This window comes from Pseudonocardia yuanmonensis (assembly GCF_039542425.1).
GTDB lineage: Bacteria > Actinomycetota > Actinomycetes > Mycobacteriales > Pseudonocardiaceae > Pseudonocardia > Pseudonocardia yuanmonensis.
On sequence record NZ_BAABIC010000015.1, the window covers coordinates 89136 to 112799 of the forward strand.

Here is a 23664-nt window from a genome sequence, read left to right on the forward strand (position 1 = left end):
CCGGTCAGGCGAACAGCGGCTCGCTCGACCCGTCCCGGGTGTCGGCGATCTCCACGCCCTCGATCGCGGCGCGCACCGGCCGGACGGGATGCAGGAGCGCGAAGGCGTCGACGGGCCGCTCGTGCGCCAGCACGACGTGCGGGAGCCACGCGCCGGGCAGGTAGGAGCCGAAGGGCGAGCGGACCTTGCCGGCCAGGGCGTCGTGCACGGCGCTGTGCACGGCGAGCAGCTCGGTGTCGACGATCGCCGAGAGCACCAGGTCGTCGTCGTGCCCGGAGACCGAGCCGAGCGTGGGCAGCCAGAGCGAGGGCAGGCTGAGCCCGCGCAGGGCCTCGGTGAGCTCGACGCGCGCGGCGGCCGGGATCTGGGCGGCGGCGGCGAACGTGACGGTCGGGACCTCGTGCGGGACGCGCAGGCCCTCGGCGGCGAGCCGGTCGCGGAGCTCCACCACGCGCTCCTCGGCGGCCATGTCGAGCCGGAAGCGGACGATCTGCGCCATCGAGCTCCTCGTATGCTCGCCGACCTTCGGACGATCAGTCTGTCGTACGGGGCGCCGTGCCGCCCAGCGCGAAGCGACCGTCCGCGAACTGTTCGGCCAGGCCGTCGACCAGCAGCGAGTCCAGACAGCGGTCCCGCTGCGCCCCGTCGGCCCACACGGCGTCGAGCTCGGCCTTGGGCACCGGGTGCTCCGCGGCGCGCAGCACGTCCAGCAGCCTGCCCCGCACCTGGCGGTCCGTCCCCGCGAATCCCTGGACCGGGCGGCGGGGGCCGGTGTACTCCGGACGGCCCGCGGCCACCCACGCGCACTCCGCGTGGACCGGGCAGACCCCGCACCGCGGCGACCGGGCCGTGCACACCACCGCGCCGAGCTCCATCAGGGCCGCGGACACGACGGCGGCCTCGGCGTCCTCCGCGGGCAGGAGGGCGTCGACGTCGGCGAGGTCGGCCCGGGTCCGGGCCGGCCCCGCGTCGCCCGCCCCGTGGACGGCGCGCGCGACCACCCGCCGCACGTTCGTGTCGACGACCGGGGCGCGCAGCCCGTAGCCGAAGGCCACGACGGCTCGGGCGGTGTAGCTGCCGACGCCCGGCAGCGCCTCGAGCGCGGCGACGTCCGAGGGCACCCGGTCGCCGTGCTCGGTCGCGATGGCCTGGGCCGCGGCGTGCAGCCGCATCGCGCGGCGCGGGTAGCCGAGCTTCCCCCAGGCCCGCACGACCTCGGCGCGGGACTCCGCGGCGAGCGCGGAGGGCACCGGCCACTCCGCCATCCACCGCAGCCACACGGGCTCGACGCGCGACACCGGCGTCTGCTGGAGCATGAACTCGCTGACCAGGACGCCCCACGGCGTGGTTCCCGGCCGCCGCCAGGGCAGGTCGCGGGCGTGCGCCCGGAACCATTCCGCGGTGCGCGCGGGCAGCTCGGTGAGCGCGGCGCGGGGCACGGTGGACGTCACGCCGCGATCGTCGCACCGCCGGGCGGGATGCTCCGCGACCGGGTGGGTGATCGCCCGATACGGTCCCCCACACCGGTGGACCCGGCGCGCCGCGCCGCGCGAGATCCTGCGACGTGTAGTAATCACGGTTCTACTCTGCGTGACATGTGGGAGCCGGTGGGACCGCTGCCCGCGCACGTCTACTGGAAACGGCGCTGGCTGGCGCTCGTGTCCGTCATCGCCTTCTTCGTCGTGATCGGCTTCTCCGTCGCCGCGCTCACCCGTCCCACCCCCGGCGCCGGTCCGACCGACGAGGTCACCAGCCGCGCGGCCAACAGCTCGGCCCTGTCGCAGGGGTCCGTCGGTCCCTCGGGCTCCGGGGACCCCGCAGATCCCGACCCGTCGTCCGGCGCCCTCCTCGATCCGACGACCGAGGCCCCGTCGGCCGTGCCCGGCACCTCGGCCGAGGCCCCGCTGTCCGTCACCGGTGTGCCGATCGGCACGTCCACCTCACCCGGCACGACGACCCCGAGCGGGATCTCGGGCGCATCGGCGGAGGGCGGCCCGGCGAGCACCACCGACGAGTCGAAGCGCCCCGACGACACCCCGCGCCCCCCGCTGCCGGTGCCCCCGACCGAGCCGGCGCCCCCGACCGGCCCGCCGCCCTGCACCAACGACATGATCGCCGTCGGCGCCGAGATCGACGCGCCGCAGCACCGGGTCGGCGACCGGCCGGAGCTGCGGCTGACCGTGGTCAACGTCAGCAACCAGGCCTGCGTGCGCGACCTCGACGGCGCACTGCAGGAGATCGTGGTGTGGGACCGGCCGATCAGGACCCGGCTGTGGTCCAGCAACGACTGCGTCAACCCGTCCACACAGGACCTGCGCACGCTCGTGCCGGGCCAGCCCGTGGCCTTCGAGGTGACCTGGTCGGGGCTGTCCTCGAACCCCGGCTGCACGGCTCCGCGCACCCGGCTGCCGGCCGGGGACTACACGCTGCTGACCCGGGTCGCCGACAGGATCAGCGGCCCGACGCACTTCACGCTGACGCCCGCCTGATCCGCGCGAGCACCTGCGACACGTCCGACACCTCGGTGACCTTCATCCCGGTCCCCGTGCCCGCGTCGCTGTCCGGCGGCACCAGGGCGTGGGTGAAGCCCAGCCGGGCGGCCTCGGCCAGTCGCCGGCGCACGCCGGAGACCCGGCGCACCTCCCCGGCCAGGCCCAGCTCGCCGAGGACGACGAGGTCCGGCGGGAGCGCGACGTCGTTCTTCGCCGACGCCACGGCCATGGCCAGGGCGAGGTCCGCGGCGGGCTCGGTGACCCTCATCCCGCCGACGGTCGCGGTGTAGACCTCGGAGTCCTGTAGCCGCACCCGGCCGCGCCGCTCGAGGATCGCCAGGAGCATCGCGACCCGCGAGCTGTCCAGCCCGCTCACGGCCCGCCGCGGCGTCGGCATCGACGACGGCGCGACCAGCGCCTGGACCTCCGCCAGCAGCGGCCGCCGCCCGTCCATGACCACCGTCACGGCCGTCCCCGGCACGACGGAGGCCTGCGTGGCCCCGAACCGGGCCAGGAACAGCCCGGACGGGTCCGGCAGCCCGACGATGCCCTCGTCCCGCAGCTCGAAACAGCCGACCTCGTCCGCGGGCCCGAAGCGGTTCTTCACCCCGCGCACCATCCGCAGCGTGGAGTGCTTGTCGCCCTCGAAGGCCAGCACCACGTCGACCAGGTGCTCGAGCACCCGGGGGCCGGCGATGGTGCCGTCCTTCGTGACGTGCCCGACGAGCAGCACGGGCAGCCCGCGCTCCTTGGCCAGCGCGGTGAGCGCCACGGTGACCGCCCGGGTCTGGGTGACGCCGCCGGGCGACCCGTCGACCTCCGGCGAGCTCATGGTCTGCACGGAGTCGACGATCAGCAGGTCGGGGTGCAGGGCGTCGACGTGCCCGAGGATCGAGGAGAGATCGGACTCGGCGGCCAGGAACAGCCGGTCGTGCAGGGCGCCGGTGCGCTCGGCCCGCAGCCGCACCTGGCCCGCGGACTCCTCGCCGGTGACGTACAGCACGGCTCCGCCGCGCAGGGTGGCCGCGGCCCTGGCCGCCACCTCGAGCAGGAGCGTGGACTTGCCGACCCCCGGCTCACCGGCGAGCAGCACCACCGCACCCGGCACGAGCCCGCCGCCGAGGACCCGGTCCAGCTCGTCGACCCCGGAGGGCCGGGCGCGGGCCGAGTCGAGCGCGACCTCGGCGATCGGGCGGGCCGGGGTGCTCGGCGCCCCGGCCGCGACCCGGCGCGGCCCGCCGACCGCGGCACCGGCGGGCTCGGCCTGCTCCTGGAGCGTGCCCCAGGCCTGGCAGCCGGGGCAGCGGCCGACCCACTGCGGGGCCCGGTGGCCGCACTCGGCGCAGACGTAGGAGCTGCGGGCGGCGCGGGTCCGGGTGGTCATCCGGTGGCCGCCGCGGACGCCGTCACCGGGTCACCGGGTGGGACCGGGCCGATCAGCTGTGCCCGCCGCTGACGGCGGCGCCGCCCTCGCCGCTCTCGCCACCCTCGGCCGGCGGCGCCTCGTCCTGGCGCGGGGCGGTCGGGTTGGCCACCGGGAGGTCGACGGTCAGCCGGCCCGCCCGCTCGAAGACCAGGGTGAGCGGGTAGGTGCGGCCGGCCACGACGTCGTCCCGCAGGCCGGCGATCTGCATGGTGATCCGCTTGGCGCCCGGGATCGCGGCGACGTCCCCCTGGTCGCCCGCGACGAGCGGGAGCTGCGGGGCGAGGACCTGCTCACCGGTGACGACGACCTGGGTGCCGGCCTCGCTGGAGGCGGAGAGCAGCCGGTCCGTCGTGGCGCCGTCGTTCACGATGACCATCTCGACGAGGGCCTCGCCGCCCTTGGGGTAGACCGCCCCGGTGGGCGCGAGCCCGCCCGGCCAGGCGATCTCGGCGTTGCGGACCGCCACGTCCCCCACGGTGCCGCCGGTGCCGCCGACCGCGGCGACCTGCTCGGCGGTCTGGGCGATCTGGCCCGCGCCGCAGCCGGACAGCAGGAGAGCGCCCGCGGCGGCCGTGCCCACGGCCAGAACCTTCCACGGGCCCGGGCGCGTGGAAGAGCGTCGGGGGGAGGTCGCGCGGCTCACGGTTCGGGGTCCTTCCTGACGGCCGGCTCTTGCGGGTGCAGCCTAGTCGCCGGGTCCGACGGTACGTGCACTCGGCTCTCGACGGTTGCGCCCGTGAACGCACGCGTACCCGCGTCTGCACGTTTTACGCCCGTTGTCAACCCCCTGACCTGCGACGATGTGCCCTCCCGTCGAACGGGGGACGGGTCGGGCGTGTTAACCTGGGTGCAGCGAAAGGGGCCAGAGGACACATGGTTTTCAAGGTCGGAGAGACCGTCGTCTACCCGCACCACGGTGCCGCTCTCATCGAGGCGATCGAGACCAGGACGATCAAGGGCGAGGAGCGCAAGTACCTCGTCCTGAAGGTCGCCCAGGGTGACCTGACGGTTCGCGTTCCCGCCGAGAACGCAGAGGTCGTGGGCGTTCGCGATGTCGTGGGCCAGGAGGGGCTGGACCGGGTGTTCGAGGTGCTGCGCACCCCGCACACCGAGGAGCCCACCAACTGGTCGCGCCGGTACAAGGCGAACCTGGAGAAGCTCGCGTCGGGCGACGTGAACAAGGTGGCCGAGGTCGTCCGCGACCTGTGGCGCCGCGAGAAGGACCGCGGCCTGTCCGCCGGCGAGAAGCGGATGCTGGCCAAGGCCCGGCAGATCCTCGTCAGCGAGCTCGCGCTGGCCGAGGGCACGGACGAGCAGCGGGCCGAGGCCCTGCTGGACGAGGTGCTGGCCACCACCAACGCCTGAGCCGCCCCGCGATCGGCACGGTACGGCCCCGTGGTGCCCACGGCCCGGCCGGCGCACGCGCCGGGGCGGGAAGCACGGAGTCCGTGGTGCTCATGGAGCTCCCGGTGAGCGTCGCGGCGGTCGTGCCGGCCGCCGGGTCGGGCACCCGCCTGGGCGCCGGCGCGCCCAAGGCCTTCGTGCCCCTGGCGGGCGTGCCGATCGTGGTCCGCGCGGTCGACGGGTTGCTCGCCTCCGGCGCGGTCGACGAGGTGCTGGTCGCGGTGCCGGCCGACCTGCTCGACCACGCGCGGGCGCTGCTCGCCGGCCGCCCGGTCACCGTCCTGGTGGGGGGAGGCGAGCGCACGGCGTCGGTGCGCCTCGCGCTCGACGTGCTGTCCGGTCCCCACGGCGGTGAACGACCGGGGGTGTCCCGTGGTGACGGGCCACCCGAGGTCGTGCTGGTGCACGACGCCGCCCGGCCCCTGACCCCGCCCGCGCTCGTTGCCGCGGTGGTGGCGGAGGTGCGGGCCGGACACCCCGCGGTGGTACCCGCCCTCCCGCTGGCCGACACGGTCAAGCGGGTGGGCGCGGCGGCCGCGGTCGAGGCCACCGTCGACCGGTCCGAGCTGCGGGCCGCGCAGACCCCGCAGGGCTTCGCCTGGGAGACGCTGCGGGCGGCCTACGAGAAGTCCGGCGCCGACGCCGTCGCCACGGACGACGCCGGGCTGGTCGAACGGCTCGGCGAGCCGGTCGTCACCGTGTCCGGCGATCCGGCCGCGTTCAAGGTCACCACGCCCTGGGACCTCCGGATCGCGGAACTGCTGCTGGAGGAGAAGGCGTGAGGACCGGGATCGGCACGGACGTGCACCCCGTCGAGCCCGGCCGGCCCTGCTGGATCGCGGGGCTGTGGTGGGACGGCGTCGACGGCTGCGCCGGCCACTCGGACGGGGACGTCGCGTGCCACGCCCTGTGCGACGCCCTGCTCTCCGCCGCCGGCCTCGGCGATCTCGGTGCGGTGTTCGGGACCGGCCGTCCCGAGTGGTCGGGCGCGAGCGGGGTGGCCCTGCTCGCCGAGGTGCACCGCCTGCTCACGGCCGAGGGCTGGCGCGTCGGCAACGCCGCGGTCCAGGTGATCGGCAACCACCCGAAGATCGGCACGCGCCGGGACGAGGCGCAGAAGGTGCTGTCCGAGGTCGTCGGCGGCCCGGTCTCGGTCTCCGGCACCACCACGGACGGGCTCGGGCTCACCGGCCGCGGCGAGGGCATCGCCGCCATCGCCACCGCCCTCCTCCTCCCCGCCACCGACTGAGCCCACCGGAACCGAGCGAACGGCGCTCTCGCTCATACCTACTGAACGAGAGCGCCGCTCGCTCACCGGTCACTCGGCGAACATCGCCTTGGTCCGCTCCTCGACCTCCTCGGGCGTGAGGTTCTCCGTCCGCTGTGCGACCATCCACTGGTGGCCGAAGGGGTCGGTGAGCCGGCCGCCGCGCTCGCCGTAGGGCTGGTCGGCGATCGGGAACCGCACGGTCGCCCCGCCCTTCTCCATGGCCGCGCCCACGGCGTCGGCGTCCTCGACGTAGAGGGCGAGGATCGCCGAACCGCCGCCGTCCGGCGGGGCCGGGTCGTACTCGTCGCCGTCCTTGACCGCCCACTGCACCGGTCCGGCCCGCAGCAGCGCGTGCACGACGGCGCCCTCCGGCGTCGCGTACCGCTCGACGAGCTCGGCGCCGAACGCGTCGCGGTAGAAGGCGATCGCCGCGTCGGCGCCCCGGACGGGCAGGCGGGGGTAGAGCTGCTCGATGCGTGTCATGCCGCCCAGCGTGCCGGGACGGCCGTCCGGCGTCTTGGACAAATGTGATGCAGCCCTGCCGCGATCCCGGGACCAGCGCGTCCGTACCCTGGGAGGGGTGAGCGTCCGACTCTTCGACACCCTGACCAGGACGCAGCGGGACTTCGTGCCGCTGCGGGCCGGAGCCGTGTCGATGTACGTCTGTGGCGCCACGGTGCAGGGGCTGCCCCACATCGGGCACGTCCGCAGCTCGCTGAACTACGACGTGCTGCGCCGCTGGTTCGCCCACTCCGAGCCCGGCCGCGAGGGTCTGGACGTCACGCTCGTGCGGAACGTCACGGACATCGACGACAAGATCCTGCGCAAGGCGGCCGAGGCCGGTCGCCCCTGGTGGGAGTGGGCGGCTACGCACGAGCGCGCCTTCTCCGCGGCCTACGACGCGCTGGGCTGCCTGCCCGCCTCGCTCGAGCCGCGGGCGACCGGGCACGTCACGCAGATGGTCGCCTACATCGAGCGGCTGATCGAGCGCGGGCACGCCTACGCCGCGGGCGGGGACGTGTACTTCGCCGTCCGCACCTTCCCGGACTACGGGCGGCTGTCGGGCCAGAAGGTCGACGACGTCGCGCAGGGCGAGGGCGACCAGAACGCCAAGCGGGACCCGCTGGACTTCACGCTGTGGAAGGCGGCCAAGCCGGGCGAGCCGTCCTGGCCCACCCCGTGGGGTCCGGGCCGGCCGGGCTGGCACCTCGAGTGCTCCGCGATGGCCACAACCTACCTCGGCCCGGAGTTCGACATCCACGGCGGCGGCCTCGACCTGGTGTTCCCGCACCACGAGAACGAGCGCGCCCAGTCCTGCGCGGCCGGCCACCCGTTCGCGCGGTACTGGCTGCACAACGCGTGGGTCACTATGGGCGGCGAGAAGATGTCGAAGTCGCTCGGCAACACGTTGTCGATCGACGCGCTGCTGCAGCGGGTCCGCGGCGTCGAGCTGCGGTACTACCTCGTCGGCCCGCACTACCGGTCGGCGATCGAGTACTCCGACGCGGCGCTGTCCGAGGCGGTCGCCGCGTTCCGGCGCATCGAGTCCTTCCTGCACCGCACCGGCGAGCGGATCGGCGCGCCGGGCGTCGCCGACCGGGTGCCGGCGGAGTTCGCCGCCGCGCTCGACGACGACCTGGGAACACCCGGCGGCCTCGCCGTGCTGCACACCACGGTGCGCGAGGGGAACGCCGCGCTCGACTCGGGCGACAGGAAGGCGGCGTCCGCGGCGGCCGCGTCCGTCCGCGCAATGGCCGCGGTGCTCGGCGTCGACCCGCTCGACCCGCGCTGGCATGCGGGGGACCGGGGCGACGAGGCCGCGCTCGGCGCACTGACCGCGCTCGTCGAGGAGCTGCTGGAGCGCCGCCAGGCCGCTCGCAAGGCGAAGGACTTCGCCGAGGCGGACGCGCTGCGCGACCGGCTGCTCGCCGTGGGGATCGCCGTCGAGGACGGCGCCGACGGCCCCACGTGGTCGCTGAAGAACGCCTGAACCAAGAGACAGGGATCATGGCCGGCAACTCCAAGCGCCGCGGTGCGGTGCGCAAGGAAGGCACGAAGAAGGGCGCCGTCGTCGGCTCCGGGGGCCAGCGCCGCCGCGGGCTCGAGGGCAAGGGAGCGACGCCGCCCGCGTCGGCCCGCAAGGGGCACCCGGCCCAGCGGCGTGCGGCGGCGAAGGACCGCCGCGCCGCCGCGGGCACCCGCAACAGACGCCCGCAGGAGGGCGACGTCCCGGAGACCGTGCTCGGGCGCAATCCCGTGGTGGAGTGTCTGCGTGCCGGGGTCCCGGCCACGGCGCTGCGGGTGGTCGTCGGTTCGACGACGGACGAGCGGGTGGCCGAGTCGGTGCACCTGGCCGCCGACGCCGGGCTGTCCATCCTCGAGGTCGAGCGCGCCGAGCTGGACCGGATCACGGGCGGCGCGCTGCACCAGGGCATCGCGCTCCAGATCCCGCCCTATCGGTACGCGCATCCGGACGAGCTCCTGGAGGCGGCGTCGGAGTCCGGGCAGCCCGCGCTGATCGTCGCGCTCGACGGCGTCACCGACCCGCGCAACCTGGGCGCGGTCGTGCGGTCGGTCAGCGCCTTCGGCGGGCACGGCGTGGTGGTGCCGCAGCGCCGCTCGGCGGGCATGACCGCGGTGGCCTGGCGGACCTCCGCGGGGACGGCGGCGCGGCTGCCGGTCGCCCGCGCGACCAACCTCACCCGCACCCTGCGCGAGTACGCGCAGACCGGGCTGATGGTCGCCGGCCTCGACGCCGAGGGGGACGTCTCGCTGGACGAGTTCGACCTCGCCACGGACCCGCTGGTGATCGTGACGGGCTCGGAGGGCAAGGGCCTGTCCCGGCTCGTCCGCGAGTCCTGCGACGTCACGGTGTCGATCCCGATGGCTCGTGAGGTCGAGTCGCTCAACGCCTCGGTGGCCACCGGCGTGGTGCTCGCCGAGGTGGCGCGGCGTCGCCGGCAGGCCTGAGCTCCGGGGCCGCTCCGCGCTGTGGACGGTCGTCCGATCGTCCAGACTGTGCGCGTGAGCAGGAACGACACGTCGGAGACCCTCCCGTGGATGCGCGCGGGCACCGAGCACCTGCTCGCCGTGGTGGAGGGGATCCCGGACGACGGGCTGACCGCACCCAGCGCGCTGCCCGGCTGGAACCGGGCCCACGTCGTCGCCCACGTGGCGCGTAACGCCGAGGCCCTGGTCCGGCTCGCGACCTGGGCCCGCACCGGCACCGAGACGCCGATGTACCCGAGTGCCGAGGCCCGCGCCGCGGACATCGAGGAGACCTCCCGGCGGGCGCCGGAGGTGCTGCGGGCCGAGCTCGCCTCGACCGCCCACGAGCTCGACGAGGCGCTCGGTGCGCTGACCGCGGAGCAGTGGGGGGCCACGATCCGGGACAGCCACGGCCGGGAGATCCCCGCCACCGAGATCCCGTTCATGCGGATCCGCGAGGTGTGGGTGCACGCCGCGGACCTCGGCGCAGGCGCCTCGCTGGCGGACCTGCCCGCCGGCGTGCTCGACCTGTTGCTCGACGACGTCACGGCCACCCTGTCCGGCCGGGAGGGCTGCCCGACACTGCTGCTCGCGCCGACCGACCGCGAGCGGGTGTGGCGGCTCGGCGACCCGGGGGTGACGCCGGCTCCGGTCGCGTCGAGCCCCGGCGAGTCGATCCCGGCGGAGTCCGCCCCGCTGGGCGAGATGGAGACCGTGACGGCGCCGGTGGTCGACGTCGTCGGCTGGTTGACGGGCCGCGCCCCGGCGAGCGTCCTCCCGGGCACCCCGCCCGAGCTGCCGCGCTGGCTCTGAGCCGGCCCCGAGCAGTGCACCGCCCCTGAGCCGGTGCCGGGCCGGCCGCAGCGCGTCAGGCGGTGCGGACGCGCCCCCGGACCCGGCCGACGAGCCGGCACACCAGGTAGGCCAGGAACGCGATGGTGGCCACGTAGCCGGAGATCGGCAGGCCCGGCGCCAGGCTGAGCAGGGTCCCGCCGAGGAGCGCGACCTCCGCGATCCCGATCGCCAGGAGCGTGGCGGCCAGCGGGTTCGACGTGACCCGCGCGGCGGCAGCGCCGGGAATGATCGTGACCGACAGGACGAGGATCGCGCCGACGATCGGCACGGCCAGCGCCGTGGTCAGGGCGACGAGGACCGCGAAGAGCGGCGAGAGCAGCCGGGTCGGCACGCCGCGGGCGACCGCGACGTCCGGGTCGGCGCTGGCGAACAGCAGCGGGCGGTAGACCACCGCGAGGGTGGCCAGCACGACGATCGTCACGCTGACGAGAACGGCGATGTTGCTGGAGTCGACGGACACGATCGATCCTGTGAGCAGGCCGAACTTGTTCGACGCCCGGCCCTCGTAGAGCGCCAGCAGCAGCACGCCCAGGCCCAGTCCGAAGGCGAGCACCACGCCGATCACCGAGTCCCGCTCGCGCTGGCGCAGCCCGAGGAGGCCGAACACCAGCCCGGCGACCACCGCCCCGACGACCGCCCCGACGCTCACCGAGATCCCGATCAGCAGGGCCGCCGCCCCGCCGGTGAACGCGAGCTCCGCCGTGCCGTGCACCGCGAACCCCATGCCGCGCGCGACGACGAGCGGGGCCAGCGCGCCCGCAACCAGGCCGAGCAGCGCGGCGGCGAGGAAGGCGTTCTGCACGAAGGGGAGGCCCAGCAGCTCCCCGAGGCCCTCGAACCCGAACAGCCGGCTCACCGGACCGACTCCAGCGCGTCGTGGTGGGCGTGCTGGTCCTCCGCCCCGACGACCACGAGCCGGCCCCGCACCCGCACGACCTCGACCTCCGTCCGGTACAGCTCGGACAGGGTCTCCGAGGTCATCACCTCCTCCGGAGTGCCGACCCGGAACCGGCCGCCGACGAGGTAGAGCACCCGGTCGACCAGCGGCAGCACCGGGTTGATCTCGTGCGTCACGAACACCACCGCGGTGTCCGCGGCGCGACGGCGCTCGTCGATCAGCCGGCTCACCGTGCGCTGGTGGGCGAGGTCGAGGGAGAGCAGCGGCTCGTCGCACAGCAGCACGCGCGGATCGCCGACCAGCGCCTGGGCCACCCGCAGCCGCTGCTGCTCGCCGCCGGAGAGCCGGCCGACGGGGGCGCGGGCGTACGAGGTAGCGCCCACCGCCGCGAGCGCCTCGGCCACCCGGCGCCGGCGCTCCGCGCGACCGCGCAGGCCGGGGCCGAACCGGTGCCCGTCGAGCCCCAGCCCGACGAGGTCGGCGCCGCGCAGCGGCATGTCCTCGGGCAACGCCTTCTGCTGCGGGATGTACCCGATGCCGCCGCGGCCCCGCCGGGCCGGATCGCCGGCGATCCGGACCTCGCCGGCGTCGAGCGGCTGGAGGCCGAGCAGGACGCGCAGCAGGGTGGTCTTGCCGGAGCCGTTGGGTCCGAGGACGGCGAGGAACTCGCCGGGCCGGACGTCGAGGTCCAGGCCCTCCCACAGCACCCGCCCGCCGAACGCCACCCGCGCGCCCCGCACCGCGACCGCCGCGGGGGAGGTGGCGGGCGGCGCGGCGGCGGGCGCCGAGGGGGGCCTCGGGGTCATGACCTCATTGTTCACGCCGCACCGTTCAGGGCGCCCGCCAGGGCGTCGAGCTGGGCGCCCTGCCAGGCGACGTAGGAGTCGACGCCGTCCGGCAGGGTCTCGCTCACCTCGACCAGCGGCACGCCCTCGGCCTTCGCCGCGTCCTCGATCTTCTGCGTGGACGGGCTCTCGGTCTGGCTGTTGGCGACCAGGGCCTTCACCGGGTCCGGCCCCTCGACGACCTGGAGCGCCGAGGCCAGGACCGCCGCGGCCGGGTCGGTGCCCTCCTCGACGGCCTCGCTGAACTCCTCGGGGGTGGCGTTCTGCAGACCGGCGGCCTCGGTGAGGTAGAGCGGCACCGGCTCGGTGACGGCGATCCGCTGCCCGTCGTGCGCGGCCTTGATCGCGTCGACCTTCTGCTGGAGGCCGTCGAGGTCGGTGCCGAACCGCTGCGCGTTCGCGGTGTAGGTGGCGGCGTTCGCGGGGTCGGCCGCGCCCAGGTCCTTCGCGATCTCGTCGGCGACCGTGCGCACGGCGGGCAGTCTGTACCAGACGTGCTCGTTGAACTCGCCGTGCGCGTGGCCGTCCGGGTCGGGTGGGGAGGAGGCGCCGGCGTGGCCGGCCTCGGGTGCGCCGGGAAGGCCGGAGAGCTGCACGGCGTCGATCACCGTGGCCTTCGTGCCGGACGACTCGACGAGGCGGGAGGCGAAGTCGTCGTAGCCGCCGCCGTTGACCACCACGAGCGCGGCCTTGGCGACGGTCGCGGCGTCGGCGGGCGTGGACTCGTACTCGTGCGGGTCGGCGTTCGGCGAGTCGATCAGCGAGCTGACCTCGACGAGGTCGCCGCCGACCGCCGAGGCGATGCTGCCGTAGACGTCCGTCGAGGCGACCACGGCGACCTTCCCGGCCGCCGACGCCGGGGCGGCGGATCCGCCGGTGTCCGATCCCGAGCCGCAGGCGGCGAGCGAGAGCAGGCCGGCCGAGCCGAGGACGGTCGCGAGGAGGGTGGAGGCGAAACGCGTTCTCATCGTGGGGTCGTGCTCCGTATCAGGCTGTGCGCATGGTTTAATTGAAAACCGTTGTCAGTTCACTCTAGCGGGTGCCGGGAGGCCGGGCTACCGACCGCCCACCGCGGGCGGCTACCTTTCGTCACATGACCGGTTCACCCCACGTCAGGCGGCCGGCGACGCTCGCGTCGCTCGCCGCGGAGCTGGGCGTGTCCCGGACCACCGTCTCGAACGCCTACAACCGGCCCGACCAGCTCTCCGCACCGCTGCGCGAGAAGGTCCTGGAGGCCGCGCGGCGGCTCGGCTACCCGGGCCCGGACCCGGTGGCGCGGTCCCTGCGCACCCGGCGCGCCGGCGCCGTCGGCCTGCTGCTCACCGAGGCGCTCTCCTACGCCTTCCGCGACCCGGTGGCCACCGGCTTCCTCGAGGGCCTGGCGCTGGCGTGCGAGCAGGCCGGGCAGGGTCTGCTGCTGGTCCCGGTCAGCCCGGAGCACGCGGACGTCGCCGCCGTGCACCAGGCAGGGGTCGACGGCTTCGTCGTCTACTCGGTCAGCGAGGACGACCCGCACTTCCGCGCGGTCCTCGAGCGGCCGGTGCCCACGGTGGTCTGCGACCAGCCCGTCGGCGTCGAGGGCGTCGACCGGGTCGGTGTCGCGGACCGCGAGGGCATGCGCGCGCTCGGCGCGCACCTGACCGCGCTGGGGCACCGCAAGATCGGCGTGCTGTGCATGCGGCTCGGCCCGCAGCGCCACGACGGGCCGGCCGACCCGGCGCGGCAGGAGAGGACGTCCTACCCCGTGCAGCGCGAGCGCATCGGCGGGCTGCGGGACGCGCTCACCGACGCCGGCGTGGACTGGGCCGGCGTCCCCGTCGTCGAGCGGTTCGAGCACAGCCCCGAGGCCGGGGCGTCGGCCGCGCGCGAGCTGCTCGCCTCGCACCCGGACGTCACCGCGCTCGCCTGCACCTCGGACGTGCTGGCGATCGGTGCGCTGCAGCACGCCGCCGAGGCCGGGATCGCGGTGCCGGAGCGGCTGACCGTCACGGGTTTCGACGGCGTTCCGGAGGCCGAGCGGGTCGGTCTCACCACCGTGCGGCAGCCCGTGCGCCGCAAGGGGCAGGTCGCGGGGGAGCTGCTGCTGCAGCGCGGTGACCGCAACAAGCCCAAGCAGGTCGTGCTGCCCACCGAGCTCGTCGTGGGCTCCACCAGCGGTCCCGCCACCCAGACGGAGAAGTTCTTCTCGGGCTGGTGACCCCTGTGCGGCACCTGCCCCTGGAACGGCACGCGGCGCTCACGACCCCCGGTGACCTGCGGTGACGTCCGACCGGAGCTGGGCCGTCACCTGCCGAGCCAGGGCTGCGACGTCGGGCCCGGGATCGACATTGCCCTCCAGGACCAGCGACGCCAGCCCGTGCACCAGCGACCACGCGGCCAGCCGCTGCGGCCGGTCACGCCCCTCGCCCTCCAGCACCGCGGCCGCACGGCCCCGGGCGGTCGCGAGCTCCGGGTCGTCGGCGCGCACGAGGTCGGGACTGCGCATCACGGCGAAGTGCGCCGGGTGCTCGACGGCGAACACGACGTAGGCCACCCCGGCCTCGGCGAAGTCCGCCGCGTGCGCGACGAGGGCCTCGGCCAGCAGGGCCCAGCCCTCGGCGGCGACGGCGGTGAGCAGCCCCGTCCGGTCGGTGAAGTGGTGCGTCGGGGCCGCGTGCGACACGCCCGCCCGCCGGGCCAGGTCGCGCAGGCTCAGCCCCGCCACCCCGCGCTCGGCGATCACCTCGACCGCCGAGGCGAGCAGGGTCCGCCGCAGGTCACCGTGGTGGTAGGGCTTCACCCGCGACATCTTGCCACTGGCAAGTCGACTTCGTCCGGCGCGTGGTCAGCGCCGGTGGCCGGCGAGGGTCCGCAGCACCGTCGTGACCGCCTCCGGATCGGTGACCCGGTACTCCGCCTCCGTGTCGCCCACACCGACCTTCACCCCGACGTCGCCCGGCCGGAGCCGGGTGAACACGGACTCGTCCGTCACGTCGTCGCCCGCGAAGAACACGGCGTCGGCGCCGAGCCGCTCGCGCAGCGCGTCGACCGCGGCCCCCTTGCTGACCTGCAGCACGGCGAGGTCGATCACCGCCTTGCCCTCGGTCGAGTCCACGCCGTCCCACCGGCCGGGCCCGGCCCGCACGGCGGCGAGCACCCGGGCGCCGACCTCGGGCGGGGCGTTGCGGACGTGCACCGCGACCCCCGCCGGCTTGTGCTCGAGGGTCACCCCGATCTCGCCGTCCACCAGATCGACCAGCGCGAGGGTGAGCTTCTCCTTGAGGTCCTGCTGCTCCGGGCTGAGCAGCGAGCCGTCGCCCTCCGTGAGGCCGGGCCCGTACTCGCCGCCGTGGCTACCGACCATGCGGACCGGCTCGGTGAACCCGGAGACGGTGCCCAGGTCCGCGAGCCCGCGCCCGGACAGCAGGACGACGGTGGTGCCGGGGGCCCCGGCCAGCTCGCGGACCGCGTCGGCCGAGTCCGGCAGCGGGCGGGCGTCGGAGGGCACGGGCACGATCGGGGCGAGCACGCCGTCGAAGTCCAGGGCGACGAGCAGGGTGCCGCCCCCGCCGAGCCTGGCGAGCGCCGCGGCCAGCGCCGGGTCGAGATCGGGACCGGGGTCCTGCGGCTCAGCCATCGGCGGGATCCAGGCCCAGCGCCTGCAGGAAGGACCGCGCCCACCGGTCGACGTCGTGGGTCATCACCTGCTTGCGCAGGGTGCGCATCCGCTTGCGGCCCTCCTCCGGCGGCATCGTCAGCGCCGCGTACAGAGCCTCCTTCACCCCGTCCGTGTCGTGCGGGTTGACCAGCAGCGCGCTGGTCAGCTCGGCCGCCGCCCCCGCGAACTCGGACAGCACGAGGGTGCCGCCGAGGTCGTGCCGGCAGGCCACGTACTCCTTGGCGACGAGGTTCATGCCGTCCCGCAGGGGCGTCACCAGCATGACGTCCGAGGCCAGGAAGAAGGCCGCGAGCTCCTCCCGGGGCAGGGACTGGTGCAGGTAGTGGACGGCGGGGTGGCCGACCCTCGAGAACTCGCCGTTGATCCGCCCGACGGCGAGCTCGATGTCGTCGCGCATCCTCTGGTAGTGCTCCACGCGCTCCCGGCTCGGTGTGGCCAGCTGGATCATCACCGCGTCCTCGGCGGTGATCCGCTTCTCCTCCAGCAGCTCGTGGAAGGCCCGCAGGCGGACGTCGATGCCCTTGGTGTAGTCGAGCCGGTCGACCCCGAGGATGATCCTCTGCGGGTTGCCCAGGTCCTCGCGGATCTCCGCCGCCCGCTTCAGCACCGCGTCCGTGCGGGAGAGCTGGTCGAGCTGGGCGGAGTCGATGGAGATCGGGAAGGCGCCGAGCTTCACCGTGCGCCGGCCGACCGTCACCTCGTTGCGGTTGCGCACGGCCCCCGCCCCGGCCAGCCGCGTGGCCAGCCAGCGGAAGTTCCGCACGCCGCCGGCGGTGTGGAAGCCGATGACGTCCGCGCCGAGCAACCCCTCGACGATGCGGGTCCGCCACGGGAGCTGCATGAACAGCTCGGTGGGCGGGAAGGGGATGTGCAGGAAGAAGCCGATCCGCAGATCGGGGCGCAGGTCGCGGAGCATCCCCGGCATGAGCTGCAGCTGGTAGTCCTGGATCCAGACCGTGGCGTTCTCCGCGGCGACCTCGGCGGTGTAGTCGGCGAACCGCTGGTTGACCTTGACGTACGCCTGCCACCAGTGGCGATGGAACACCGGCGGCGCCACGACGTCGTGGTACAGCGGCCAGAGTGTGCCGTTGGAGAAGCCCTCGTAGTAGTTCTCGACCTCCTCGGCGGTGAGGCCGACGGGGTGCAGCTGCAGGCCGTCCTCGACGAGCGGGCCCACGTCCGCGTCGGGCACGCCGGGCCAGCCGATCCAGGCGCCGTCGCGGGCGCGCAGCATGGGCTCGAGCGCCGTGACCAGCCCGCCGGGGCTGCGCTTCCAGCGCTGCCCGCCGTCGGGCAGCTTCTCCAGGTCGACGGGCAGCCGGTTGGCCACGACCACGAAATCGGGCGGGGGAAGCTCGGACTTGATGTTGCGGGCCACCTGATCCTCCTCGCGCCGTCGGCGAGCACCGTCGCCGGCGGATCCTCGAGGAGAACCCTACTGACCACCCGGCAGGTTCGCGGGTTCCGAATCGGCCGCGTACGTGGGCGTCGGCTCGGCCGTCTCGGTCGCGCTCCGGGGTGTCCGGGGGCGGGCCAGGAACTCGCCGAAGGTCACGCCGGCCGCCAGCGCCAGGCCGATCGCCAGCGCGAGCGTCACGGTGACCAGGCCTTCGGCCAGCCCCTCGACGGCCAGCTGGTAGAAGCCGCGGTACGCGGTCAGACCGGGCAGCAGCGGGGTGACACCGGCGAGCGTGACGACGAGCGAGGAGACCTGCCGGGTCCGGCGCAGCAGCCCCGCGCCGATTCCGATCACGATGGCCGAGATCCCGGTGGCCGCGACCGGCCCGACCCCCGAGTACAGGTTCAGTGCGCTGTAGACGCCCCAGCTCACGGCGCCGGATCCGGCCGCGAACAGCAGGGCGCGCAGGGGCGCGTAGCCCGCCAGCGCGAATCCGGCCGCGGCGACCGCGCCCAGCGCGAGCGACAGCGTGAAGCGCCCGACCCCGGCCGACGCCGTGCCCGCCACGTCGAGCACGATGCCGACCTCGAACCCGATCCTCAGGCCGAGGACGACGCCGGTCAGCAGGCCCGCGGACAGCAGTGTGATCTCCGCGATCCGGCCTGCCGCCGTGACGTAGTAGCCCGAGATCGCGTCCTGCACGGTGCCGACCACCGACAGCCCGGAGAGCAGCACGGTGATGGACGACGCGACGACGAGCGACGGCCGGGTGCCCGGCGGGAACAGTCCCGCCGCGAACAGCCCGATGGTGACGGTCGTCGCGAGCAGGCCGCCCGTGACCTGCTGGAAGAAGGCTGGCAGCCCCCAGCGGTTCAGGACCCGGCCGATCCGGTCGATCGCGCCGGTGACCAGGAACGCCGTGATCGCCGTGACCGCGCCGCCGCCGAGCAGGATCGCGACCGAGCCGGCCAGGGCGCCCCAGCCCGCCGTCGCCGTCCAGCGCGGGTAGGGGTGCCGGGCGTTGACCGCGTCGTCGAGCTCGCGGGCCGCGGCCCGCACGTCCAGCCGCCCCTCCACCACGGCGTCGACGACGGCGTCGACCGCCGCCAGCCGGGTCAGGTCCAGCGTCTTGTACTTGACCAGCCGCATCGACGTGACGGGCGCGGCCGCGTTGCCGCGGTGGCAGCAGATCGTGACGGAGGTGAACGTGATGTCCACGTCGACGGCCGGCAGGCCGCAGATCTCCGCCAGCCGCAGCATGAGGTCGGTGACCACGCCGACGGCCTCACCGCTGGAAAGCTGCACCTCGCCCACGCGCATGCAGAAGTCGAGGACCTCCTGCACGCGCGCGTCGTCGGGCACCTGCGGCCCGACCATCAGCATCGGCAACGTCGGCGGACCCGCCGCCAGGAGTCGGCGGGCGTCCCGCTTCAGGGTCGCCCGGAGCCGGTTCGCCAGCCGCTCGGCGGGGTTCAGCTCGTCCACCACGGGCGTCAGGCTGCCAAACGACCGCGGCGCTCTACGATGTGGGCTGCCGGGTGCGAGCCCGGCGGTGCCGGTGTAGCTCAGTGGTAGAGCAACTGTCTTGTAAACAGTAGGTCGTCGGTTCGATCCCGACCTCCGGCTCCAGCTCTGACCTGCGGAAACGTGGATCGCGTTCCACAGTGGAGTTCGCGTGACATCACGCGTGACATCACTCGGGCCCTGGCAGTTGGTCGGCGTTGCCCTGGGTGTACTGCTGACTCGCCTGCTGCCTGCAGTTCGGGCGGCGTCACGCCGCAACTCCGGTAGTACGAGCCGCATGTGAGCCTCCAGGTCGCCGACTCGGCGGGCGCCCTCGACTCACCAGGGAGACTCGCGGGTGTGGAGACCAGCGGTAGGACTCGTGGCGGGAACATTGACTAACCAATAAGTATTGTGTCAGGGTCGGGTCATGCTTGCGGCGCAGGTGCTGGGATACGACGGACCGTCGGCGGTGCAAGTCCGGGAGGTCGACGATCCCGTACCGGGACGCAGGGATGTCATGGTGGACGTCCGGGCGGCCGGGGTGGTGTTCCCGGATCTCCTCCACACCCGCGGGCTCTACCAGGAGCGGCACGAGCCACCGTTCACGCTGGGCGGGGAGTGCGCCGGGATCGTGCGCACGGCCCCGGCGGGCTCGCGGTTCGCCCCGGGTGACCGGGTGGTCGGCCTGCTCCGGATCGGGGCGTTCGCCGAGGTCGTGGCGGTGCCGGAGGACCAGGTTCAGCCCCTCCCGCCCGCGGTGGCGTTCGAGGAAGGCGCGTGCCTGCCGGTGAACTATCCGACCGCCCACTTCGCCCTGCACGACCGCGGTGGGCTCGCCGGCGGGGAGACGGTGCTGGTCCACGGCGCGGCGGGTGGGGTCGGGACGGCGACGATCCAGCTCGCCGTGGCGCACGGGGCGCGGGTGATCGCTGTGACGTCGAGCCCGGAGAAGGCGGAGCTCGCCCGGAAGGTCGGGGCGCACGAGGTGGTCGACGCCGTGTCGTTCCGCGCCGAGGTCGAGGAGCTGACCGGCGGGACCGGCGTCGACGTCGTCGTCGACCCGGTGGGCGGGGACCGGTTCACCGACTCCCTGCGGTGCCTGCGGCACCTGGGTGGGCGGTTGCTGGTCGTCGGCTTCACCGCGGGCTCCATCCCGACCGTGAAGGTCAACCGGCTGCTGCTGACCAACACCGACGTGCGCGGGGTCGGCTGGGCCAAGCCCGCGTTCGCGGAGCCCGGGTTCCTCACCCGGCAGTGGAACGACCTGCTGCCGCACCTGGAGTCCGGCGCCCTCGCGCCGCCGGTCGCGGAGGTCTTCCCCCTCGACCGGGTGGCCGACGCGCTGGCCGTGGTCGACGAGCGACGGGTGCTGGGCAAGGTCGTCCTGCGCCCCTGAGAAGGGAGTGTCCATGCGCCTCGGCGTCTTCGTGGCCTACTGGCCCTGGTTCACCTACAACGAGCAGGTCGCGCTCGCCCGGCAGGCCGACCGGCTCGGGTTCGACTCGGTCTGGGTCGCCGAGGGGTACGGCCAGGAGGCCGTCGCGATCCTCGGCGCACTCTCCGCCGTCACCGAACGGATCAAGCTCGGCAGCGGCATCCTGCAGATCCCGGCCCGGCAGCCCGCGGCCGCGGCCACCGCGGCGGCCACCCTGGACCGGATCTCCGGCGGACGGCTACTGCTCGGCCTCGGGCTGTCCGGTCCGCAGGTGTCGGAGGGGTGGTACGGCGTGCCGTTCACCGCACCGCTGCGGCGGACCCGGGAGTACGTCGAGATCGTCCGGAAGGCGTGCAGTGGCGAGCGGCTGACCTTCTCCGGGCGGGAGTGGACGATCCCCTCGGAGGGCGGGCTCGGGCTCGGCAAGCCGCTGAGGATGCTCGGCGACGGGCCGGTCCAGGACCGGATCCCGATCTACCTCGGTGTCGGCGGGCCCAAGACGGTCGAGCAGTGCGGCGAGATCGCGGACGGCTGGTTTCCCTTCCTGTTCAGCCCCGAGCACGCCGAGATGCTGACCGAGCCGCTGCTCCGCGGGCTGGCCAACGCCGGCCGGGACCGCTCCACCATGACCGTCGCCACCGCCGTCCCCGCCGCGGTGCACGCGGACCTGGACACCGCGCGCGACCTCGTCCGGCCGCTGCTCGCCTTCTACCTCGGTGGCATGGGATCCAAGGACAAGAACTTCTACACCGAGCTCGCGGTGCGGTACGGCCACGGCGCGAGCGCGCGTGCGTGCCAGGACCGGTTCCTCGCGGGCGACCGGAGCGGCGCCGAGGCCGCTCTGACCCCGGAGCTGATCGACCTCGTCTCGATCGCCGCGACGCCGGCCACGCTGGAGAAGAACGTCGCCCGCTTCGCCGACGCCGGCGTCGACACCCTCGTCGTGGTCCCGTTCGGTGACCGCCCGGCCGTGCTCGACGCGCTCGCGGCGGTCGCGACATGAGGGACGTGGTGATCGCCGGGGTCGGGATGACCCGGTTCGGCAAGATGCTCGACCGCACCTTCTCCTCCCTGGTCACCGAGGCGACCGCGGCGGCGTTCGCGGACGCGGGGGCCTCGGCGAAGGAGGTCGGGCTCGTCTATTACAGCAACAGCGGCGCCGGTCTGATCCAGGGCCAGGAGTCGGTGCGCGGGCAGCACGCCGTGCGGGGGAGCGGTCTCGAGGGTGTCCCCTTGATCAACGTCGAGAACGCCTGCGCCTCCGGCTCCACGGCGGTCAACCAGGCCTGGTTGGCGGTGGCCGCCGGCCAGGTCGACGTGGCCGTGGCCGTCGGGGCGGAGAAGCTCAACCACGCCGACCGGAGCCGCGCGTTCCGGGTGATGGTCTCGGCGCTGGACCAGGACCGGCTGGACGAGATCCGCGCCGACCTCGGAACCGCAGGCACCGGATCGGTGTTCATGGACGTCTACGCCCGCTTCGCGCGGTGGTACCGCGAGCGTACGGACGCGACCCGGGAGGACTTCGCCCGGGTCGCCGTGAAGAACCACGCGCACGGCGCGCTCAACCCGAAGGCCCAGTACGGCGGCACGTTGACGGTCGAGGAGGTCCTCGGCGCCCGCCCGATCAGCGGCGACCTGACGCTGCCGATGTGCGCCCCGATGTCCGACGGCGCCGCGGCCGCGGTGGTCACCATCCCGGAGATCGCCGCGCGGTGGGGGGCGGAACCGGTCCGCCTGCTGGCGACGGTCATCGGTGCGGCCCGCCCGGACGTCTACGGCGAGCTCGTCCCCGACACGGCCCGGCGCGCCTACGCGATGGCCGGACTCGGCCCGGAGGACGTCGATGTCGTGGAGTGTCACGACGCCGCATCGCCCGCCGAGCTGATCGTCACCGAGGAGCTCGGGCTGTGCGGGCCGGGCGGTGCCACGGCATTGCTGCGCGCCGGTGTGACGACTCTGGGCGGGAGGCTCCCGATCAACCCCAGCGGCGGGCTGGGCAGCAAGGGCCATCCGGTCGGCGCGACGGGCCTCGGCCAGCTCGTGGAGCTCGCCGACCAGCTCCGCGGCCGGTGTGGCGCCCGGCAGGTCGAGGGCGCGCGGATCGGGCTGGCGGAGAACGCGGGCGGCTACATCGGGCCGGACGCTGCGGTGGCGTCGGTGACGATCCTCGGCGCGGCATGAACCCCGGGATGAGCACCGTCCGCGTCGAACGGTCGGGCGCGGTGGCCCGGATCGTGCTGAACCGCCCGGACCGGCACAACGCGCAGAACCCCGCGATGTGGGCGGCGCTGCGGGAGACGGGCGCGGAGCTGTCCGCCGACCCGGACGTGCGGGCCGCGGTGCTGACGGGGGAGGGGCCCTCGTTCAGCTCCGGGCTCGATCTCGCCGAGCTGCAGCCGGGCGGGTTCCTGCACACCGTCGCCGCGGCCCCCGAGGCCACCGCGCTGGTCCGCGACGCCCAGGCGGCCTTCGGCTGGATTCGCGCGGCCCCGTTCCCGGTCGTCGCCGCGGTGCGGGGGACCGCCGTCGGAGCCGGCATCCAGCTCGCCCTGGCCTGCGACGTCCGCGTCGTGGCGGAGGACGCCACGCTCGCCGTCGCGGAGGTGGGGCTGGGCGCCGTGCCGGACCTCGGCGCCACCGTGGACCTGCCCGCCCTCGTCGGCCTCGAGCGGGCGCTCGACCTGATCCTGACCGCACGGCGGTTCGGCGGCACCGAGGCCGTGTCCCTGGGGCTCGCGCTGAGAGCCGTCCCGGCCGCCGAGGTCCTCGCCGAGGCCGTGGCCTACGCCGAACGGCTCGCCGCGGCCCCCCGCGCCGCCCTGAGCTGGGCGAAGCGGGCGACGCGCGAGCCGGACCCGGCACGGAGCCTGGACCTCGCGGCCCAGGGCCAGGTGGAGTGCGTGCGGGAGATGCTCAGCGCGCGAACAATGCCCCGAGCAGCTTCTCGATCTGGTCGGACAGCACCTCGGGCTTGACCGGCCCGGCGGGGTCGTACCAGCGGTAGAGGGTCGCCAGCATCGACAGGACCAGGTTGGCGGCGATGGTGGTGTCCACCCCGCTGCCCGCCGGGAGGCACTCGTCGAGCAGGAGGCGGAAGTCCTGTGTGCGGCCGTGCGCCCAGGAGCGGAAAGTGGCCCGCCCCTGCTCGGAGAGCTCGACCTCCTCGCTGAACACGATGGCGTAGAAGGTGCGGTTCGCCGAGGCGGCCTCGATGTGCGCCCAGATCATCTCCCGCAGCCGCGTCTGCGGGGGCTCGCCGCTCTCCAGGACCTCCTTGAGCCGCCTGCCCAGGTCCCCGGTGACCTCGTCGACCATGAGGTCGAGCAGGTGCTGCTTGCTGCGGGTGTACTTGTAGACGGTGGGCCGCGAGATCCCGGCCGCCTCGGCGATGTCGTCGATCGTGGCGTTGCGATAGCCCTTGCGGCGGAAGGCCTCGGCGGCCGCGGCGACCAGTGCGGTGGTGTCCGTCGCCCGTTCCCGTGCCATGG

Annotated in this window: 25 protein-coding genes and 1 tRNA gene; 13 read left to right on the plus strand and 13 right to left on the minus strand. The window is 74.5% G+C overall.

Going from position 1 to position 23664, the window contains the following annotated elements:
• Window positions 1-4 precede the first annotated feature (4 nt).
• On the minus strand, window positions 5-499 hold the full coding sequence (locus ABD990_RS21660; RefSeq protein WP_345382542.1) for a 2'-5' RNA ligase family protein: 495 nt from the start codon (window positions 497-499) through the stop codon (window positions 5-7).
• Window positions 500-533: 34 nt separating this feature from the next.
• Window positions 534-1451: an HhH-GPD family protein gene (locus ABD990_RS21665; RefSeq protein WP_425569635.1), complete on the minus strand. Its 918-nt coding sequence runs from the start codon at window positions 1449-1451 to the stop codon at window positions 534-536.
• Window positions 1452-1595: 144 nt separating this feature from the next.
• On the opposite strand from ABD990_RS21665, the gene ABD990_RS21670 reads away from it, so the two are divergent.
• Window positions 1596-2489 carry a hypothetical protein gene (locus ABD990_RS21670; RefSeq protein ID WP_345382543.1) on the plus strand — a complete coding sequence of 298 codons (894 nt, stop codon included), beginning with the start codon at window positions 1596-1598 and terminating at the stop codon, window positions 2487-2489.
• Here the strand turns inward: ABD990_RS21670 and radA are convergent.
• The gene (gene radA / locus ABD990_RS21675; RefSeq protein WP_345382544.1) at window positions 2470-3876 is read right to left on the minus strand and encodes a DNA repair protein RadA; all 1407 of its coding nucleotides are present in this window, start codon (window positions 3874-3876) and stop codon (window positions 2470-2472) included. The two genes, ABD990_RS21670 and radA, sit on opposite strands and share 20 nt — an antisense overlap.
• Window positions 3877-3928: 52 nt before the next feature.
• Window positions 3929-4498, minus strand: coding sequence for a copper chaperone PCu(A)C domain-containing protein (locus ABD990_RS21680; protein ID WP_345382545.1), 570 nt, complete (start codon window positions 4496-4498; stop codon window positions 3929-3931).
• A 293-nt stretch (window positions 4499-4791) separates the two neighbouring features.
• On the opposite strand from ABD990_RS21680, the gene ABD990_RS21685 reads away from it, so the two are divergent.
• The 3 genes from ABD990_RS21685 (at window position 4792) to ispF (ending at window position 6571) form a co-directional block, all read left to right on the plus strand.
• Window positions 4792-5283, plus strand: a complete 492-nt coding sequence (locus ABD990_RS21685) for a CarD family transcriptional regulator (protein ID WP_345382546.1) — start codon at window positions 4792-4794, stop codon at window positions 5281-5283.
• A gap of 104 nt (window positions 5284-5387) precedes the next feature.
• Window positions 5388-6104, plus strand: a complete 717-nt coding sequence (gene ispD / locus ABD990_RS21690) for a 2-C-methyl-D-erythritol 4-phosphate cytidylyltransferase (RefSeq protein WP_345382547.1) — start codon at window positions 5388-5390, stop codon at window positions 6102-6104.
• On the plus strand, window positions 6101-6571 hold the full coding sequence (gene ispF / locus ABD990_RS21695; RefSeq protein WP_345382548.1) for a 2-C-methyl-D-erythritol 2,4-cyclodiphosphate synthase: 471 nt from the start codon (window positions 6101-6103) through the stop codon (window positions 6569-6571). The genes ispD and ispF overlap by 4 nt, the downstream gene beginning before the upstream one ends.
• 69 nt (window positions 6572-6640) lie before the next feature.
• Here the strand turns inward: ispF and ABD990_RS21700 are convergent, their stop codons facing one another.
• On the minus strand, window positions 6641-7075 hold the full coding sequence (locus tag ABD990_RS21700) for a VOC family protein (protein WP_345382549.1): 435 nt from the start codon (window positions 7073-7075) through the stop codon (window positions 6641-6643).
• 97 nt (window positions 7076-7172) lie between these two features.
• Between ABD990_RS21700 and cysS the strand changes: the two genes are divergently transcribed.
• The 3 genes from cysS to ABD990_RS21715 are packed head-to-tail and all read left to right on the plus strand — an operon-like array spanning window position 7173 to window position 10393.
• Window positions 7173-8582 carry a cysteine--tRNA ligase gene (gene cysS / locus ABD990_RS21705; RefSeq protein ID WP_345382550.1) on the plus strand — a complete coding sequence of 470 codons (1410 nt, stop codon included), beginning with the start codon at window positions 7173-7175 and terminating at the stop codon, window positions 8580-8582.
• 17 nt (window positions 8583-8599) lie between these two features.
• A complete protein-coding gene (gene rlmB / locus ABD990_RS21710; protein WP_345382551.1) occupies window positions 8600-9562 on the plus strand; it encodes a 23S rRNA (guanosine(2251)-2'-O)-methyltransferase RlmB in 963 nt (320 codons plus the stop codon).
• Between the two features lie 54 nt (window positions 9563-9616).
• Complete coding sequence (locus ABD990_RS21715; RefSeq protein WP_345382552.1) at window positions 9617-10393, plus strand: maleylpyruvate isomerase family mycothiol-dependent enzyme; 777 nt, start codon at window positions 9617-9619, stop codon at window positions 10391-10393.
• Window positions 10394-10448: 55 nt separating this feature from the next.
• On the opposite strand, the gene ABD990_RS21720 is transcribed toward ABD990_RS21715, so the two are convergent.
• Genes ABD990_RS21720 through ABD990_RS21730 form a run of 3 tightly spaced genes read right to left on the minus strand, consistent with a single transcriptional unit; the run spans window position 10449 to window position 13146 of the window.
• On the minus strand, window positions 10449-11291 hold the full coding sequence (locus tag ABD990_RS21720) for a metal ABC transporter permease (RefSeq protein WP_345382553.1): 843 nt from the start codon (window positions 11289-11291) through the stop codon (window positions 10449-10451).
• Window positions 11288-12139 (minus strand): metal ABC transporter ATP-binding protein, encoded by an 852-nt coding sequence (locus ABD990_RS21725; protein ID WP_345382554.1) that lies wholly within the window; start codon window positions 12137-12139, stop codon window positions 11288-11290. Before ABD990_RS21725 ends, ABD990_RS21720 begins: the two co-directional genes overlap by 4 nt.
• 11 nt (window positions 12140-12150) lie before the next feature.
• Entirely contained in the window at window positions 12151-13146 is a 996-nt protein-coding gene (locus ABD990_RS21730) for a metal ABC transporter solute-binding protein, Zn/Mn family (RefSeq protein ID WP_345382555.1), read from the minus strand.
• Window positions 13147-13271: 125 nt separating this feature from the next.
• Between ABD990_RS21730 and ABD990_RS21735 the strand changes: the two genes are divergently transcribed.
• Window positions 13272-14375 (plus strand): LacI family DNA-binding transcriptional regulator, encoded by a 1104-nt coding sequence (locus tag ABD990_RS21735; RefSeq protein WP_345382556.1) that lies wholly within the window; start codon window positions 13272-13274, stop codon window positions 14373-14375.
• A gap of 39 nt (window positions 14376-14414) precedes the next feature.
• Here the strand turns inward: ABD990_RS21735 and ABD990_RS21740 are convergent, their stop codons facing one another.
• The 4 genes from ABD990_RS21740 to ABD990_RS21755 are packed head-to-tail and all read right to left on the minus strand — an operon-like array spanning window position 14415 to window position 18723.
• Window positions 14415-14966 carry a TetR/AcrR family transcriptional regulator gene (locus ABD990_RS21740; RefSeq protein WP_345382557.1) on the minus strand — a complete coding sequence of 184 codons (552 nt, stop codon included), beginning with the start codon at window positions 14964-14966 and terminating at the stop codon, window positions 14415-14417.
• Window positions 14967-15002: 36 nt separating this feature from the next.
• A complete protein-coding gene (gene otsB, locus ABD990_RS21745; RefSeq protein ID WP_345382558.1) occupies window positions 15003-15794 on the minus strand; it encodes a trehalose-phosphatase in 792 nt (263 codons plus the stop codon).
• On the minus strand, window positions 15787-17214 hold the full coding sequence (locus ABD990_RS21750; protein WP_345382559.1) for an alpha,alpha-trehalose-phosphate synthase (UDP-forming): 1428 nt from the start codon (window positions 17212-17214) through the stop codon (window positions 15787-15789). The genes otsB and ABD990_RS21750 overlap by 8 nt, the downstream gene beginning before the upstream one ends.
• 57 nt (window positions 17215-17271) lie before the next feature.
• The gene (locus ABD990_RS21755; RefSeq protein ID WP_345382560.1) at window positions 17272-18723 is read right to left on the minus strand and encodes a threonine/serine exporter family protein; all 1452 of its coding nucleotides are present in this window, start codon (window positions 18721-18723) and stop codon (window positions 17272-17274) included.
• A gap of 66 nt (window positions 18724-18789) precedes the next feature.
• Here ABD990_RS21755 and ABD990_RS21760 point away from each other — a divergent pair.
• The 5 genes from ABD990_RS21760 (at window position 18790) to ABD990_RS21780 (ending at window position 23151) form a co-directional block, all read left to right on the plus strand.
• A tRNA-Thr gene (locus ABD990_RS21760) sits at window positions 18790-18864 on the plus strand.
• Between the two features lie 304 nt (window positions 18865-19168).
• On the plus strand, window positions 19169-20137 hold the full coding sequence (locus ABD990_RS21765; RefSeq protein ID WP_345382561.1) for an NADPH:quinone oxidoreductase family protein: 969 nt from the start codon (window positions 19169-19171) through the stop codon (window positions 20135-20137).
• 13 nt (window positions 20138-20150) lie between these two features.
• Window positions 20151-21179 (plus strand): LLM class flavin-dependent oxidoreductase, encoded by a 1029-nt coding sequence (locus ABD990_RS21770; protein ID WP_345382562.1) that lies wholly within the window; start codon window positions 20151-20153, stop codon window positions 21177-21179.
• Window positions 21176-22357 (plus strand): thiolase family protein, encoded by a 1182-nt coding sequence (locus ABD990_RS21775; protein WP_345382563.1) that lies wholly within the window; start codon window positions 21176-21178, stop codon window positions 22355-22357. Before ABD990_RS21770 ends, ABD990_RS21775 begins: the two co-directional genes overlap by 4 nt.
• Before the next feature lie 8 nt (window positions 22358-22365).
• Window positions 22366-23151 (plus strand): enoyl-CoA hydratase/isomerase family protein, encoded by a 786-nt coding sequence (locus ABD990_RS21780; protein ID WP_345382564.1) that lies wholly within the window; start codon window positions 22366-22368, stop codon window positions 23149-23151.
• On the opposite strand, the gene ABD990_RS21785 is transcribed toward ABD990_RS21780, so the two are convergent.
• Window positions 23090-23662: a TetR/AcrR family transcriptional regulator gene (locus ABD990_RS21785; protein ID WP_345382566.1), complete on the minus strand. Its 573-nt coding sequence runs from the start codon at window positions 23660-23662 to the stop codon at window positions 23090-23092. The genes ABD990_RS21780 and ABD990_RS21785 overlap by 62 nt on opposite strands.
• Window positions 23663-23664 lie beyond the last annotated feature (2 nt).